Raw genomic sequence first — 15,643 nt, 5'->3', positions numbered from 1 at the left:
CCGCTGAGTAGTTCACGCGGCGGGGTTCTTCTTTGTGCCTGCCGTAAACTCAGCAAGCATGGCAGAAGCGCAAGTCCCCGCCGCACACCGCGTGCTGCAGATCCTCACCCTGCTATCCAGTCTGGACGCCCCGGTGTCCGCAGCACGCATCCGCGCCGAGCTCGACTTGCCCCGCTCCACCACCTACCACCTACTCGCCGAGCTGGAGAGCTCCGGCTACGTGGTTCACCTGCCGGACACCCAGACCTACGGCCTCGGTATGGCTGCCTACTCGATGGCCCAGGCCTACACCATCCAGCAGCCCATCGTGCGCCTCGCCGAGAAGGATCTGCGGGCAATCGCCGACGCCTGCTCCGGCACCGGCCACCTTTCCCGCCTGGCCGGCTCGGAGGTGGTCTACCTGCAGGAGATCCGCTCCCCCCAGGCGCCGTCGCTGATCACGCAGGTCGGCGTACGTCTATCCGCGCTGCGCACCGCCTCTGGTCGCGCGATGGTGGCGCACCTGCCGGAGGCCGAGGCGCGCAGCGTGTTCACCGCCTCCGGCGAGGGCAGCCGCTACCAACGCGAGCTTTCGCACCTGGCCGCTATTCGCGAGCGCGGCTGGGAGGAAGAGCGTGAGGAGGTCTCCCGCGGCCAACGCAGCATCGCGGTGCCGGTGCTCAACCACCTGGACCGCCCGGCGGCGGCGCTCGCCGTCACGTTCGCCACATCGCGCGAGCCGGCTATCGACGTGGTCGCCCAGCTTCAGGCCGCGGCCTCGCGGATCCGCACCAAGATGTTCACGCGCTAGAGCTCGATCTTCGCCGGTGGCACCGGGGCACCGGCCGGCGGAGCGATCTTCGGGTAGGTGCGCACCTGGGCTGCCGGAGCGTCGGCAGCCTTGGCCGCTTCGCTTTGCTTGGCCGCGGGGCGGTGCGGGGTGGGGTCCCAGTTGGCGTCGACAAGCTTCTTCTGCGCCCAAAGCCCAAGCCCGAACACGGCCGCACCCAACAGTGCAACCAGCAACAGCCCAACCGCGCCCGGGGCGCGGGTGGACAGGCCGAGCAGGATGCCGAACCAGCCGAAGTCCGCGTCGCCGAAGGTGGTGTTCTCCGCGCCGAACGCGCCGAGCACCTGCAGCAGGAACGCCGGCAGGAACGTGATGATCACACCGTTGACAAACGCGCCGAGCACCGCGCCGCGGCGACCACCGGTGGCGTTGCCGTACACGCCCGCGGCGCCGCCGGTGAAGAAGTGCGGCACGAGGCCCGGCAGAATCAGCGCAATACCAAACGCCGGGTTAAGCCAGACAGCAAGGATCAGCAGCGAGATCAACCCGCCCACGAACGAGGAGATGAAGCCGATGAGCACGGCGTTCTGCGCGTACGGGAACACGATCGGTGCGTCCAGCGCCGGGATCGCGCCCGGCACCACCTTCGCGGCGATGCCCTGGAACGCCGGGATGAGCTCGCCGAGGATGGTGCGCACGCCGAACAGGATCACGGCCACGGCCACGCCGAAGGACAGGCCCTGGGTCACGGCCTGCATGTAGTAGTTGCCCACGCCGGACGCGCCGTCGGGGAACGCGGTGAACGCCTCCTCGGCACCGACCCGGGCGTGCAGGAGCGCTGCGACCACGAGGTACATGAGCACCATGGACAACGCGGTGGCCACCATGGAATCGCGCAGGAAGCGCAGGCCCTCCGGCAGCTTGAGGTCTTCGGTGGACGGCGACATCTTCTTGCCCTTGCCGCCAACCAACTTGCCGGTGGCACCGGCGGCGACGTAGCCCGCGGTGCCGAAGTGGCCGATGGCGATGGAATCGTCGCCGGTCACGCGGCGCGTCCACGGGTGCGCGATGGCCGGCAGCGACACCATGAGGATGCCCAGCAATACAGCACCGACCAGCACAACCACCCACGAGTTGTAGCCCGCGGTGGCGAGGATGATGGTGATCATCGTGGCCATGAACAGCACGTGGTGGCCGGTGAGGAACACGTAGCGCAGTGGTGTGAAGCGGGCCAAGAGCAGCGATACCGCGAAGCCCAAGATCATCAGCCACGCCACCTGCGCGCCGTACTCTTGCTGCGCGATACCTGCGATTGCCTCGTTGGTGGGGATCACGCCCTGCGCGCCGGTCGCTCCCTGAATCATCACGCCGAGCGGCTCCAGCGAAGCCACCACCAGCGTCGCGCCGGCGCCGATGAGCAGGAAGCCGAGCGTCGCCTTGATCGCGCCGCCGATCACCTGGCCGGAGGACTTCCTCAGCGCCGCCAGACCCACCGCGGTGATGATGCCGATGAGGAACGCGGGCACCGCGAGAATCTCATTGACAATGAACTGCGCGAAATCAACTACTGCGTTCATGCTTGCATCCCTTCAATGTCGTAGCGCTCGCGGAGCGCGGCGTCGATTTCGGCGGCGGAGGTGAAGTCTTCGATCACGTGCACAGGGACCCCGACGTCGCCAAGCGTGCGTGCAATCTCGCCCGACGTCATGATGAGGTCGGCCTCCTTGGCCTTACCCTTCGCCGAGATCGTGTCCGTCGCCTCAACGGTGATGAACGGGGCCCAGCCCCACTGTCCGAGTACGTTCTCCAGCGTGTTCTTTAAAAACAGGGAGGTGCCCAGGCCGTTGCCGCACACGGTGAGGATCTTGTCTTTGGTGGTGGCGCGGGTTGGAGTGCTGGACGGAGCGCCGGACGCGGCGGCGGGGCCGTCGAGAATTGCCCGCAGCTCGCCGATCGTGGCGGCGGCATCCAGCTCGGCGCGGCGCTTGCCCAGAAGGCCCGCGATCTCCGCCATCGCCTTCTGGTGCGACGACGAGTCGGTGGCCGCGAGCGCGACCACCAGGTCAACCGGGTCGTTCTTCTTGTGGCCGAACTCCACCGGCTGCTCCAGCTTCAGCCACGACATGGTGGTCTGATGGATAGCCTCGGAGGGGCGGGCGTGCGCGAAGGCGAAACCGGGCGCGACCACGATGTAGGGGCCCTTCTCCTCCACGCTGTCGATCATCGCCTGGGTGTAGGCGGGTTCAACCTGGCCCGTTGCCTCAAGCAGCGCGCCAGCTTGGCGTATCGCGTCCTGCCACGAGGACGCGCGGGCGGAGAGATCGATCGACTCGTCCGTCAGCAACGTGTTGATTTGTGACATGAACTCAATGTTAACGGGAACCTAACACCAGGTATAACCACGTGAAGTTCGCCACATCCCGCCCACCCCAAACGAGCGCAACCACGGGCTCCGCGCGGGTGCACCACGCGAAAACCGCCGCGCCCCGCGTCCGGGGTGCGGCGATTTTGCCTCGAGGGGTTTACTTCAGCGGGTCCTGACGCACTGCGGTCGAGCCCGTGCCGCCGAAGCCGTCGGCGCCCGGCGCGGTGGCGGCCGCTTCGGTTGCGGCGGGCGTAGCCGGCGCGTTCGGGTGCGCCCAGGTGCCGTTGGCAACCATCTCGGCCTTGCGGTCCTCCCAGAAGGTGGCGTTCTTGATGCCCAGTGCCTGCGGGTCGAACTGCGGGTCGAAGCCGGCCTTCTTCTGGCGGCGGTAGTCCCACAGGCAACGCAGTGCCGGGACCTGCAGGAACAGGATGGCCACAATGTTCAGCCACGCGGTCGCGCCCACGCCGATGTCGCCGAGCGCCCAGGCGGTGCCCGGGGTGGAAGTCGCGCCGACGAGCACGGCAACGATGATCAGCGCGCGCAGGATCCAGATGATAGCGGTGCGCGCGCCCGGGTTCTTCACCCAGCGGTTGAGGTAGGCGAAGTTCACCTCTGCCATGTAGTAGTAGGCCAGCACCGTGGTGAAGGCGAAGAACATGATCGCCAGCGCCACGAACGACGCGCCGAAGCCCGCACCGAAGGTGTTCAGGCCTTCCTGCACGAAACCGGGGCCAACGGGGATGTCGCCGGGCAGGGAGCCCTCGTAGATCACGGCGCCGTCCTCGGACTGGCCCTCGAACACGCGGTACATGTCGGTGGACAGGATGATGAACGCGGTGGCGGTGCAGACGAACAGGGTGTCCACGTACACCGCGAAGGACTGCACGAAGCCCTGCTTCGCCGGGTGGGACACCTCGGCTGCGGCGGCGGACTGCGGGCCGGTGCCCTGGCCAGCCTCGTTCGAGTAGATGCCGCGCTTGACACCCCACATGATGGCGGCGCCGAGCATGCCGGAGAAGGCAGCCTCCTTATCGAAGGCAGCGTTGAAGATCATGCTGAACACGTGCGGGATCTGGTCCGCGTTCATCACCATCACCACGATTGCGAAGATGATGTAGAGCACCGCCATGAACGGCACCACCATGGAAGCGAAGTTCGCGATGCGCTTCACGCCGCCGATGATGATGAAGCCGAGCAGCACGGCCATCACAGCCGCGGAGATCCACACGTTGACGCCCCACGCGTTGTTCACCGCGGAGGCCACACCGTTGGCCTGGATGCCGGGCAGGAAGTAGGAGGTTGCCAGGATCATGCAGATGGCGAAGATGACGGCGTACACCTTGGCGAAGCCGCCCGCCGCGGTGTGGGAGTACGCCTTCTCGATGTAGTACGCCGGGCCACCGCGGTACTCGCCGGTGTCGCGATCGCGCTCCTTGTAAATCTGGGCGAGGCAGCACTCGATGTAGGAGGTGGCGGAGCCCAGGAAGGCCACGATCCACATCCAGAACACGGCACCGGGGCCGCCGAACGCGATAGCCGTCGATACGCCCGCAATGTTGCCCACGCCAACGCGGCCGGCCAGCGAGATCATCAGCGACTGGAACGAGGAAATGCCCGCCTCGGAGCTCTCGCCGCGGGACAGCTGCCTGAGCATGTCGGGGATGCAGCGAACCTGCATGAACAGGGTGACTGCGGTGAAGTAAATGCCGGCGCCAAGGCACAAGTACACCAGCCATTTGGACCAGATGATGCCGTCCAGGGTGCTTAACACAGCCTCCATGGGGCCCTCCTCATGTGGGAAAACGTACGGGAAACAGTTGGACACGTGAACGTCAAAAGATGTTCTGTAGCGAACATAGGCCATCGGGGTGTGCCCCGTATCACTTTTGGTGAAAAAATTGGTCGCGTTATAAAAATCGTCTTATTCCACGGCGGAAGCGCTATTGTTGCGTCACCATTTCGAAGACACCAGAGCACAAGGAGGGACCCAACGTGACCACCCAACCCACGTACGTAACTGTCGGCACAGGCCCCGTTTCCATCGACGACGTCGTCGCCGTCGCCCGCAACGGCGCGCAGGTGCGCATCGACGACGCCGCGGTCGAGCAGATGGCCGCCTCCCGCGCCCGTGTGGAGGCGCTCGCGGAGGATCCCACGCCGGTGTACGGCATCTCGACGGGTTTCGGGGCATTGGCCAGCCGCCATATCCCGAAGGAGATGCGCGAGCAGCTGCAGGTCTCGCTCGTGCGCTCGCATGCCGCCGGTTCGGGCGCGGAGGTCGACGAGGAGGTGGTGCGCGCGATGATGCTGCTGCGTCTTTCCACGTTGTGCACGGGCCGTACGGGCGTGCGCCCGGTGGTGGCGCAGACGTACGCCGACGCGCTCAACGCGGGCATCACGCCGGTCGTGCGCGAGTACGGCTCGCTGGGTTGCTCGGGCGACCTCGCGCCACTCGCGCATTGCGCGCTCGCGTTGCTCGGGGAAGGTGAGTGCAGGGTGAAGGGTGGGGCGCCGGTGGCGTCGCGAAGCGCGCTTGACGACGCAGGCATAGCCCCACTTACCCTCCTGGAAAAGGAGGGCCTCGCCCTGATCAACGGCACCGACGGCATGCTCGGCATGCTCTGCCTGGCCATCCACGACCTACGCGCCGCGGCGAAGGTGGCCGACATCGCCACCGCGATGACGCTGGAGGGGCTCACCGGGTCGATCTCCGTGTTCGACGCCGACCTGCAGGAGCTGCGCCCGCACCCGGGCCAGGCGGCATCCGCCGCGAACGTGCGCGCGGTTGCGGCCCACTCCCCGATCCTCGCGGCGGCGACCGAGGCGTTCGCCCAGAGCCACGTGCAGGACGCGTATTCGGTGCGCTGCTCCCCGCAGGTTTCCGGCGGCTTCCGCGACACGATCGACTACACCGCGCAGGTGGCGGGCCGCGAACTGGCGTCTGCGGTGGATAACCCCGTGGTCACGATTGACGGGCGGGTAGCGTCCAACGGCAACTTCCACGGCGCCCCGGTGGCTTACGCGTTGGACTTTTTGGCCATTGTGGCTGCTGACGAAGCGTCGATAAGCGAGCGCCGTACCGACCGCCTCCTCGACGAAGCCCGCAACCGCAGGCTGACCCCTTTCCTCGCACACGATGTGGGCGTGGATTCCGGGCTGATGATCGCGCAGTACACGCAGGCCGGGATTGTCGGCGAGATGAAGCGCGACGCGGCGCCGGCGTCGGCCGATTCGATCCCATCTTCCGCGATGCAGGAGGACCACGTCTCGATGGGTTGGGCCGCGGGCAAGAAGCTGCGCCGCAGCGTGGACGGGTTGCAGCGGGTGCTTGCGGTGGAGGCGCTCGCCGCCGCGCGCGCCATCGACATGCGCGACGAGGACCCGGCGCCGGGCACCGCTGCGGCCCGCGACGTGCTGCGTGAAACGGTGCCGGGGCCGGGCACGGACCGCTTCCTCTCCCCCGACATCGAGGCGTCGGTGGCGCTGGTGAAGTCGGGCGCCTACGTCGCGACGGTCGAGCAGGCAGTTGGGGCATTGCGCTAATCGACGCCTCACGGTGGGCACCGAAACACCCGCGGGACGTCTCGCATTCGAGACAGCATCGCGCAAAACCTACTTTCTGCAACAGGGCGCGAGCCCTAACCTACGAGTAACGCGGATAACACCGGTGGGCACCGGAGGTCCGCATCACAATTTCCCGTTACGTTCACGATGGAGGAATTCCTATGGCGAAGAACTGGTCCGAAGGCGCCCGCGAGGTCCACGCACCCCGCGGCACGGAGATCACCGCGAAGTCCTGGCAGACCGAGGCTCCGCTGCGCATGCTGCAGAACAACCTCGACCCGGAGGTTGCGGAGAACCCGGACGAGCTCGTGGTCTACGGCGGCACCGGCCGCGCAGCCCGCAGCTGGGAGGCCTTCGACGCGATCTGCGACACCCTGAAGGACCTGGAGTCGGACGAGACGCTGCTCGTGCAGTCCGGCAAGCCCGTCGGTGTTGTGAAGACCAACGAGTGGGCGCCGCGCGTGCTCATCGCGAACTCGAACCTCGTCGGTGACTGGGCCGACTGGGAGCACTTCCGTGAGCTCGAGGACGAGGGCCTGATGATGTACGGCCAGATGACGGCTGGCTCCTGGATCTACATCGCCACCCAGGGCATCCTGCAGGGCACCTTCGAGACCTTCGCGGCGGTTGCGCGCAAGCGTTTCGACGGCACCCTGGCCGGCACCCTGACGCTCACCGGCGGCTGCGGCGGCATGGGTGGCGCTCAGCCGCTGTCCGTCACCCTGAACGGTGGCGCCTGCCTCATCGTGGACGTGGACGAGTCGCGCCTGAAGCGCCGCCAGGGCAAGCGCTACCTCGACGAGGTCACCACCGACATCGAGGAAGCTATCAAGCTGGTCACCGAGGCGAAGGCTGAGAAGCGTGCCCTGTCCGTCGGTCTGGTGGGCAACGCCGCGGAGGTCTTCCCGGAGATGCTGCGCCGCCACCGCGCCGGCGAGCTCGAGGTGGACATTGTCACCGACCAGACCTCCGCACACGACCCGCTGAGCTACCTGCCGTCCGAGATCGCCTTCGAGGACTGGCACAACGAGGCCGCCGCCGACCCGGTCACCTTCACCAAGAAGGCCCGCGAGGCCATGGCCGCTCAGGTGCAGGCGATGGTGGAGTTCCAGGACGAGGGCGCCGAGGTATTCGACTACGGCAACTCCATCCGCGACGAGGCGCGCAAGGCCGGCTACAACCGCGCCTTCGAGTTCCCGGGCTTCGTCCCGGCCTACATCCGTCCCCTGTTCTGCGAGGGCCTCGGCCCGTTCCGCTGGGTTGCGCTTTCCGGCGACCCGGAGGACATCAAGGTCACCGACCAGGCCATCAAGGAAGCGTTCCCGGACAACGAGCACCTGCACAAGTGGCTCGACGCGGCCGAGGAGTACGTGGAGTTCGAGGGCCTGCCCGCGCGTATTTGCTGGCTGGGCTACGGCGAGCGCGACAAGGCCGGCGTGATCTTCAACAACCTGGTGCGCGAGGGCAAGGTCAAGGCCCCGATCGTTATCGGCCGCGACCACCTCGACTCCGGCTCCGTTGCGTCTCCGTACCGCGAGACCGAGTCGATGCTCGACGGCACCGACGCTGTGGCGGACTGGCCGCTGCTCAACGCGATGACCGCTGTCTCCGGCGGCGCTACCTGGGTGTCCATCCACCACGGCGGCGGCGTTGGCATGGGCCGTTCCATCCACACCGGCCAGGTCACCGTCGCTGACGGCACCGACATTGCAGAGGCGAAGCTGAAGGCCGTTTTGACCAACGACCCTGGCTTCGGCGTGTTCCGCCACTTCGATGCCGGTTACTCCCGCGCCGCTGAGGTGGCCGAGGAGCGCGGCGTTCGCATCCCGATGCCGTTCAACGCACGCGATTAATCGTTAGAACCCGGCCTCTACATCCCGCCTGCGCCCAACCGGGCGTGGGCGGTTTTTCATCAAATCAACTAGAAAGGCACCCATGAGCACTTTCATTACTGGTATTTCCGAACTTCGCACCGTGTCTGAGCTTGGCACCATCAAGGATGCAGCATTGCTTATCGACGATGGCGTGGTCTCCTGGGTCGGCCCCGCCGACCAAGCCCCCGCGGAGGCTTCCTCCGCTGAGCGCGTGGATGTGGGCGGCCGCGCCGTGCTGCCAGGCTGGGTGGACTCGCACACCCACATGGTCTTCGACGGCAACCGTGCCGAGGAGTTCGAGGCGCGCATGGCCGGCGAGTCCTACGCCGCAGGCGGCATCGCCGTGACCATGGAAGCAACCCGCTCCGCCGGCGAGGACCGCCTGGACGAGCTGGTGCGCGAGCGCATCGCCGCAGGCCACGCCGGTGGCACGACCACGTTCGAGACGAAGACGGGCTACGGCCTGAACGTCGAATCCGAGGCGGAGGCCGCGCGCGTGGCGGCCCGCCACGTCGACGAGGTCACCTTCCTCGGCGCCCACCTCGTGCCGCCGGGGGCGGACGCGGAAGAGTACCTCGACGAGGTGGTCGGCCCGATGCTCGACTCCGTGAAGGACCACGTGAACTGGATCGACGTGTTCTGCGAGAAGGGCGCGTTCAACGAGGAGCAGTCCCGCCGCGTACTCGAGGCCGGCAAGGCCGCCGGCCTGGGCGTGCGCGTGCACGGCAACCAGCTCGGTGAGGGCCCTGGCGTGAAGCTCGCCGTGGAGATGGGCGCGGCCAGCGTCGACCACGTGAACTACCTGTCCGAGGAGGACATTGAGCTGCTGGCTGGCTCGGACACCGTCGCCACGCTGCTGCCCGCCTGCGACCTGTCCACCCGCGAGGACCTCGCCCCGGCGCGCGCGCTTCGCGACGCCGGCGCCACCCTCGCCATCGCCTCCAACCTCAACCCGGGCACCAGCTTCACGTCCTCGATGAACTTCTGCGTCACCACGGCGGTGCTGCAGCAGTACCTCACGTTGGACGAGGCCATCGAGGCCGCCACCACCGGCGGCGCCAAGGCCCTGCGCCGCCACAATGTCGGCGGCGGCAAAGACCCACAGGGCCGCCCCGCGAAGGGCACCCTGGTTCCGGGCGCAGCCGCTGACCTGCACATCCTCGACGCGGAGAACGCCATCAACCTGGCGTACCGCCCGGGTATGCCGATCACGTGGCAGACCTGGGTCGCAGGCGAGAAGGTCTACGGCTAAGGCGCAGCCCCGCGCACCCTCCAAACGCTGGGGTCTACAAGCAAGTAGACCCCAGCGCATCTGAGCCCAGAATCACGCGATAAAACTCCAGCTCGTATATCTATACAAATCTCTGGTGTCTACAGCTATAGATTTTGATGTAGACCCCAGCGCTGGGGTCTACAGGGACCTACCACAAACCCCCAGGTCGCGCGCTCGCTGACGCTGACTTCAACCGCTGGGTCTACTTCGCGGAGGCCGGTAAACCCCGGCACACCTCTGCAGCCCGGCGCGCTCGCCCCGGCACCAGCGCCGCCGCAGCCCCCGCGCCGCCTACTTGGCGAAGAACGCCTCCCGGCGCGCGGCCTGTTCCACCGGATCCGGCACCGGCAACGAGCCGACTAGGCGCTGCGTGTAGGCCTCCTGCGGGTTGGCCATCACATCCTTGCCGTAGCCGTATTCCACCAGGTCGCCGTGGTAGAGCACGCCGACGGTGTGGGAGACCATGTCCACCACAGCTAGGTCGTGGCTGATGAACAGTGCCGCGAAGCCCAGTTCGCGTTGCAGCGACTGGAACAGCTCGAGCACCACGGCCTGGACGGAGACGTCGAGGGCGGACGTGGGCTCGTCGGCGATGAGCAGCTCCGGGTCGAGGACCAGTGCGCGGGCAAGTGAGATGCGCTGTCGCTGGCCGCCGGAGAGTTCGTGCGGGTAGCGGGATGCGAATTCGACGGGGAGCTCGACGGCGTCGAGAAGCTCGGCGGCGCGACGCTTCCGGTCCTTCGCCGACGCGTCAGAGTTGACCACCATCGGCTCGGTGATGCACTCCTCCACGGTGAAGTACGGGTTGAACGAGGTCGCCGGGTCCTGGAACACGAAGCCGACGCGTTTGCGCAGCTCGCGAAGCGCATCGGGGCGGATGCCTTTGAGGTCCTGCCCCAGCACGTTCAGCGACCCGCCGGTGACTTTCTCCAGCCCCACCATGGCACGTCCGATGGTGGTCTTACCGGAGCCGGACTCGCCGACCAGGCCGAACACCTCGCCCGCGTGAATCGCGAACGACACGCCTTTCACCGCGGTAAACGAAGGCGCTCCGAGACGGCCCGGGTACGTCACCTCGAGCCCATTGGCCTCCACCACGGGCACACCGGAGCGCATCTCATCCAACTCCGCCGCGGGCGTCAGCGCCGAAAGCGACTGTGTTCCCAGCCGCGGAACCGCGCTCAGCAGCCGCTTGGTGTAGTCCTCCTGCGGGTTGGCGAACAGTTCGCGCACCGGCGCCCGCTCGATGATGCGCCCCTGGTACATCACGGCAACGCTGTCCGCGAGGTCCGCCACGACGCCCATGTTGTGGGTGATGATGATGATGGAGGTCCCCCGCTCGTCGCGAAGCTTGCGCAGCAGCTGCAGAATCTCGGCCTGCACGGTGACGTCAAGTGCGGTGGTTGGCTCGTCGGCGACGATGGTGTTCGCGCCGAGTTCGATGGCCATCGCGATCATGATGCGTTGCTTCTGCCCGCCGGAGAATTCGTGCGGGTAGCGGTTGATGCGCTTTTCCGGCTCGGGGATGCCCACGGCGCGCAGCGCTTCCACGCAGCGTCGTTTAGCTTCCTTCTTCGAGATCTTCGGGTTGTGCGCGCGCAGCCCCTCCGCCATCTGCCACCAGATGGGGAACACGGGGTTCATGGCGCTGGAGGGCTCCTGGAAGATCATGGAGGCGTCCTTGCCGCGCATTTCGCGCAGCTCGTCGCCGCTCATGGTGGTCACGTTGTTGCCTTCGACCAGCACGGTGCCTTTGGATACGGCGGTGTCGCCGAGCAGCCCGAGCACGGAGCGGGCGGTGACGGTTTTGCCGGAGCCGGATTCGCCCACGAGCGCGAGGATCTCGCCGGGTTCGAGCGCGAGGTTCACGCCGCGCACTGCGTGCACGAAACCGGAGTCGGTGTTGAAGCCGACGTGCAGGTTTTCAATATCTACGCGGTTCATGCGTCCGCCTCCTCGAATCGGTCTGTGTCGTGGGCTTTTGCTTTACGACGAACACGCAGCCGCGGGTCGTTCAAGTCGTTCAAGGACTCGCCGACCAGTGTGATGCCCAGTACTGAAAGGACGATAGCCAGGCCCGGGAAGAGGGCGGTCCACCAGATGCCGGAGGTGACGTCGGAGACGGCGCGGTTTAAGTCGTAGCCCCACTCCGCGGCCGAGGTGGGCTCGATGCCGAAGCCGATGAAGCCCAGGCCCGCCAGGGTGAGGATGGCCTCGGAGGCGTTCAACGTGAAGATCAGAGGCAGGGTGCGGGTGGCGTTTCTGAAGATGTGCACGCCCATGATGCGCCAGCGCGACGCGCCGACCACCATGGCGGATTCCACGAACGGCTCGGCTTTCAAGCGCATGGTTTCGGCGCGTATCACCCTGAAGTATTGGGGGATGAACACCACGGTGATCGAGATCGCGGCCGCGGCGATGCCGCCGAGCGCGCTCGATTTGCCGCCGGTGAGCGCAATCGACATCACGATGGCCAAAAGCAGGGACGGGAACGCGTAGATGGCGTCCGCGATCATCACCAGGATGCGGTCGAGCCAGCCGCCGATGTAGCCGGAGATCAGCCCGAGCAGCGTGCCCAGGATGATGGACAGCACCACGGCCGCCACGATGACGGCCACCGCGGTGCGGGTGCCCCACACCACGCGGGAAAACACGTCGAAGCCGGACACGGTGGTGCCCCAGATGTGCTCAGCCGACGGCGGCTGCTGGGTGCCGAACGTGCCAGCCTCGTCCGCGGTCTGCGACCAGGTGTACGGCGCGATAAGCGGAGCGAACAGCGCGGTGAGCAACAGAATCGAGGTGAGGATAAGGCCGACGATAAGCATGAAGCGCTGCAGGCCAGCCGAGCGCACCACGTCCTTAATCAGTGGCAGCTGCTTCCACTTCGGCGTGGTGCCGGGGGACTTTTTCGCTGTGGTTGCGGTGGACATTAGAACCTCACCCTCGGGTCGACGAACGCGGCGATGATGTCCACGATGAAATTGGTCACGGCGACGATGACGGCCATGAGCATGACGATGCCCTGCACCGCCACGTAGTCACGCGCCTGCATGTACTGCACCAAGATGTAGCCCAGGCCCTTCCACTCAAAGGTGGTCTCCGTGAGCACGGCGCCGCCGAGCGAGAGCGCGATCTGCATACCCATCACCGTGATCACGGGGATCAGCGCGGGGCGAAGGCCGTGGTGGGTGACCAGCCTGCGCTCCTTCACGCCGCGGGAGCGGGCGGACTCGATGTACTGGCGCTCCAGTGTGCCGATCAGGTTCGTGCGCACCAGGCGCAGGAACACACCACCGATGAGCAGGCCGATGGCGACGGCCGGCAGGATCGCGTGCGAAGCGACGTCCTTGATCAGGGCCGGGTCGCCCAAGCGCAGCGCGTCAAGGCCGTAGAAAGGCGTGGGGTTGGTGATGGAGCGCAGGGTCGCTTCACCGGCCGTCGATACGCGCCCTGCTACCGGCAACCAACCCAGCTGCACCGAAAAGACCAGCTTGAGCAGCAGACCGACGAAGAACACCGGGGTGGCGTAGGCGAGGATGCCCAGGATGCGCAGCACGGCGTCTGGCCAGCGGTCGCGGTAGTAGGCGGCGACCATGCCGCCCGGCACGCCGAGCAGCAGCGCGACGATGAGCCCGTAAAACACCAGCTCCGCGGTCGCGGCGCCGTAGGTGACCAGCAAATCGGTGACCTTCTGGCCGTCGGTGAACGTGGTGCCGAAGTCGCCGCGCGCGACGTCGCCGAGGTAGTCGAAGTATTGGACGATGAGCGGCTTGTTGTAACCGGCTTCTTCCACGCGGCGGGCCAGCTCGTCGGCTGGCAGGCGCCCGCCGAGGGCCGCGCTAATCGGGTCGCCCGTTGAGCGCATCAGGAAAAAGACGGTGGTGACCAGGATGAAGATTGTGGGGAAAATAAGCAGAAAACGAATAAGGATGTACCGCAGGAAACTCCCGCCGCTACCCTTACTCGTTTTCTGTTCGTTTTCCGCCTCTACGGCGGCAGTCATAGTTCTCGCTGAGCCTTACTTTCTGGTGTTACTTGGAAATCGGGCCGAAGCGGAGCAGGAAGGACGAGTCGAGCTCAACACCCTCGACGTCCTTGCCCACGATGGCGAACTGCTTGCCCTGCAGCAGCGGGACAGTGGAGAGCTCTTCCGCCATGTAGTCCTGGACCTCGCCCAGCTTCGCCATGCGTGCATCCTCGTCCGGCTCCACGGCGGACTCGCGGATCATCTTGTCCGCAGTCTCATCCTCGAAGTGGTTGCCCACGAAGTTGTTCAGTGTGAAGAACGGGGTGAGGTAGTTGTCCGCGTCCGGGAAGTCCGGGAACCAGCCGAGCTGGTACAGCGGGTAGACGTCCTCGGTGCGGTCCTTGTTGTACTGCACCCACTCGGTGGACTGCAGGTCCACGGTGAACAGGCCGGTTGCCTCGAGTTGGGACTTAATCGCCGCGTACTCGTCGCCGGAAGACGGGCCGTAGTGGTCCGGGTTGTACTGCAGCGCGAGGTCCACCGGAACCTCAACGCCCGCGTCCTCAAGGATCTGCTTTGCCTTGTCGGCGTCCGCGCCGCCGTCGGCGGTGAGGTAGAGGTCCTTCACCGGCTCGGTGGCGCCGTTCATCGCCTCCGGCACGGAGGAGTACAGCGGGGAGAAGGTGTCCTTGTACACGTCGGTGGCCAGCGCGGAACGGTCGATGGACGCGGTCACGGCCTGGCGCACAGCCTTCGCCTTCTCAGCGTCGGCCTCTTCGGTCGTCGCGCCGTACGGCTGGGTGTTGAGGTTGAACACCATGTAGCGGATCTCGCCACCCGGGCCCTCGACGACCTTCACGTTGTCGTCGCCGCGCAGGTCGTCGATGTCGGTGGCGGTCAGCGAGCGATAGGCGACGTCGATGTTGTTCTGCTGGACGTCGAGCTTCATGTTCGACGCGTCGGCGTAGTACTTCACGTTCACGCCCTCGTTCGCCGCCTCACCCAGCAGGCCCTTGTAGTCGGCGCGCGGGGAGTAAGAGATGAGCTCGTTTTCGTTGAAGTTGTCGATCGTGTACTGGCCAGCAAACGGCTTGCCCTCCACAACCTCGGCGTTTTCCATCACCTTGTCGGCGGCGAAGACCTCTTCGTCCACGATCGGCGCAACCGGGGAGTTCAGCACGAACGGGAAGGTCTGGTCGTTGCCTTCCTTCAGCTTGAACACCACGGTCTGCTCGTCCGGCGTCTCGACGGAGTCCAGGTTGGCCAGGAGCGAAGCCGGGCCGTTCGGGTCGTCGATGCCAATCTGGCGGTCAAAGGTGAACTTCACGTCGGACGACGTCAGCTCGTTGCCGTTTTCAAACGTCAGGCCCTCCGGAAGCTTCACGGTGTACTCGTTCGGGCTGGTGAACTCGGCGGACTCCGCCAGCGACGGCACAGGTGTCGCGTCTTCCTCGCCGGCCGGGGACTCCACCAGGAAGCCGTAGACCTGGCGCATGACCTGGTAGCTGCCGTTGTCGTAGGCGCCGGCCGGGTCGAGCTTGGTCACCTTGTCGGTGGTGCCGACGGTGATTACGCCTTCGCCCGCGGGGGCGGCTGCGGCATCGGAACCCTCCGCCGCGGTGGTCTCGGCGTCGTTGGACGCTGTGTCAGTTGTCGCGCAGGCAGTGAGGGCACCGGCCGTGATCAGGGCAAGTACCGGCGCAAGCAGGACGCGGTTCTTCGAAGAGGACATGCAAAAACTCCTAGCGTTATCAGTTGCCCGGGTCTGCGGCAACGTTGCAGAAACTGTAGCCGGGTAGATAGTAGAAAAACCCTAGGAGTTATAAAA

General features: G+C 66.2%; 11 protein-coding genes. 4 read left to right on the top strand and 7 right to left on the bottom strand.

All coding sequences use genetic code 11. The features are described from left to right. Window positions 1-58 precede the first annotated feature (58 nt). Window positions 59-790, top strand: coding sequence for an IclR family transcriptional regulator (locus HWX32_RS00545; protein WP_175934314.1), 732 nt, complete (start codon window positions 59-61; stop codon window positions 788-790). Here the strand turns inward: HWX32_RS00545 and HWX32_RS00540 are convergent. From HWX32_RS00540 to HWX32_RS00530, 3 genes are all read right to left on the bottom strand, one after another. Then, on the bottom strand, window positions 787-2,346 hold the full coding sequence (locus tag HWX32_RS00540) for a PTS ascorbate transporter subunit IIC (RefSeq protein ID WP_075468737.1): 1,560 nt from the start codon (window positions 2,344-2,346) through the stop codon (window positions 787-789). The genes HWX32_RS00545 and HWX32_RS00540 overlap by 4 nt on opposite strands. Then, window positions 2,343-3,131, bottom strand: a complete 789-nt coding sequence (locus HWX32_RS00535; protein ID WP_175934313.1) for a PTS sugar transporter subunit IIA — start codon at window positions 3,129-3,131, stop codon at window positions 2,343-2,345. Before HWX32_RS00535 ends, HWX32_RS00540 begins: the two co-directional genes overlap by 4 nt. A 160-nt stretch (window positions 3,132-3,291) precedes the next feature. Continuing rightward, window positions 3,292-4,917 (bottom strand): sodium:alanine symporter family protein, encoded by a 1,626-nt coding sequence (locus HWX32_RS00530; protein WP_175934312.1) that lies wholly within the window; start codon window positions 4,915-4,917, stop codon window positions 3,292-3,294. A 212-nt stretch (window positions 4,918-5,129) separates the two neighbouring features. Between HWX32_RS00530 and hutH the strand changes: the two genes are divergently transcribed. The 3 genes from hutH to hutI all read left to right on the top strand — a co-directional run bounded on the left by hutH (window position 5,130) and on the right by hutI (window position 9,827). After that, entirely contained in the window at window positions 5,130-6,680 is a 1,551-nt protein-coding gene (gene hutH, locus HWX32_RS00525) for a histidine ammonia-lyase (RefSeq protein WP_175934311.1), read from the top strand. A gap of 182 nt (window positions 6,681-6,862) precedes the next feature. After that, window positions 6,863-8,554 carry a urocanate hydratase gene (gene hutU, locus HWX32_RS00520; protein WP_175934310.1) on the top strand — a complete coding sequence of 564 codons (1,692 nt, stop codon included), beginning with the start codon at window positions 6,863-6,865 and terminating at the stop codon, window positions 8,552-8,554. A gap of 82 nt (window positions 8,555-8,636) precedes the next feature. Further along, the gene (gene hutI / locus HWX32_RS00515; RefSeq protein ID WP_175934309.1) at window positions 8,637-9,827 is read left to right on the top strand and encodes an imidazolonepropionase; all 1,191 of its coding nucleotides are present in this window, start codon (window positions 8,637-8,639) and stop codon (window positions 9,825-9,827) included. Between the two features lie 312 nt (window positions 9,828-10,139). On the opposite strand, the gene HWX32_RS00510 is transcribed toward hutI, so the two are convergent. Genes HWX32_RS00510 through HWX32_RS00495 form a run of 4 tightly spaced genes read right to left on the bottom strand, consistent with a single transcriptional unit; the run spans window position 10,140 to window position 15,547 of the window. Beyond that, window positions 10,140-11,792, bottom strand: coding sequence for an ABC transporter ATP-binding protein (locus HWX32_RS00510; protein ID WP_175934308.1), 1,653 nt, complete (start codon window positions 11,790-11,792; stop codon window positions 10,140-10,142). Next, window positions 11,789-12,778, bottom strand: a complete 990-nt coding sequence (locus HWX32_RS00505; RefSeq protein ID WP_075468731.1) for an ABC transporter permease — start codon at window positions 12,776-12,778, stop codon at window positions 11,789-11,791. The genes HWX32_RS00510 and HWX32_RS00505 overlap by 4 nt, the downstream gene beginning before the upstream one ends. Then, the gene (locus HWX32_RS00500; RefSeq protein WP_075468730.1) at window positions 12,778-13,851 is read right to left on the bottom strand and encodes an ABC transporter permease; all 1,074 of its coding nucleotides are present in this window, start codon (window positions 13,849-13,851) and stop codon (window positions 12,778-12,780) included. The genes HWX32_RS00505 and HWX32_RS00500 overlap by 1 nt, the downstream gene beginning before the upstream one ends. 28 nt (window positions 13,852-13,879) lie before the next feature. Beyond that, window positions 13,880-15,547, bottom strand: coding sequence for an ABC transporter substrate-binding protein (locus tag HWX32_RS00495; protein ID WP_175934307.1), 1,668 nt, complete (start codon window positions 15,545-15,547; stop codon window positions 13,880-13,882). Window positions 15,548-15,643 lie beyond the last annotated feature (96 nt).

The sequence above is a fragment of the Corynebacterium sp. Marseille-P4321 genome, from assembly GCF_903645305.1.
GTDB lineage: Bacteria > Actinomycetota > Actinomycetes > Mycobacteriales > Mycobacteriaceae > Corynebacterium.
Note: the sequence above shows the minus strand (reverse complement) of the source record. Positions and strands in the feature narration are given on the sequence as shown.

What these genes read in the sequence shown, in the direction of transcription:
- hutI (WP_175934309.1), top strand. Translation starts at nt 8,637, where the DNA reads ATGAGCACTTTCATTACTGGTATTTCCGAACTTCGCACCGTGTCTGAG.
- HWX32_RS00530 (WP_175934312.1), bottom strand. Translation starts at nt 4,917, where the DNA reads ATGGAGGCTGTGTTAAGCACCCTGGACGGCATCATCTGGTCCAAATGG.
- HWX32_RS00535 (WP_175934313.1), bottom strand. Translation starts at nt 3,131, where the DNA reads ATGTCACAAATCAACACGTTGCTGACGGACGAGTCGATCGATCTCTCC.
- HWX32_RS00510 (WP_175934308.1), bottom strand. Translation starts at nt 11,792, where the DNA reads ATGAACCGCGTAGATATTGAAAACCTGCACGTCGGCTTCAACACCGAC.
- HWX32_RS00540 (WP_075468737.1), bottom strand. Translation starts at nt 2,346, where the DNA reads ATGAACGCAGTAGTTGATTTCGCGCAGTTCATTGTCAATGAGATTCTC.
- HWX32_RS00505 (WP_075468731.1), bottom strand. Translation starts at nt 12,778, where the DNA reads ATGTCCACCGCAACCACAGCGAAAAAGTCCCCCGGCACCACGCCGAAG.
- HWX32_RS00500 (WP_075468730.1), bottom strand. Translation starts at nt 13,851, where the DNA reads ATGACTGCCGCCGTAGAGGCGGAAAACGAACAGAAAACGAGTAAGGGT.
- HWX32_RS00545 (WP_175934314.1), top strand. Translation starts at nt 59, where the DNA reads ATGGCAGAAGCGCAAGTCCCCGCCGCACACCGCGTGCTGCAGATCCTC.
- HWX32_RS00495 (WP_175934307.1), bottom strand. Translation starts at nt 15,547, where the DNA reads ATGTCCTCTTCGAAGAACCGCGTCCTGCTTGCGCCGGTACTTGCCCTG.
- hutU (WP_175934310.1), top strand. Translation starts at nt 6,863, where the DNA reads ATGGCGAAGAACTGGTCCGAAGGCGCCCGCGAGGTCCACGCACCCCGC.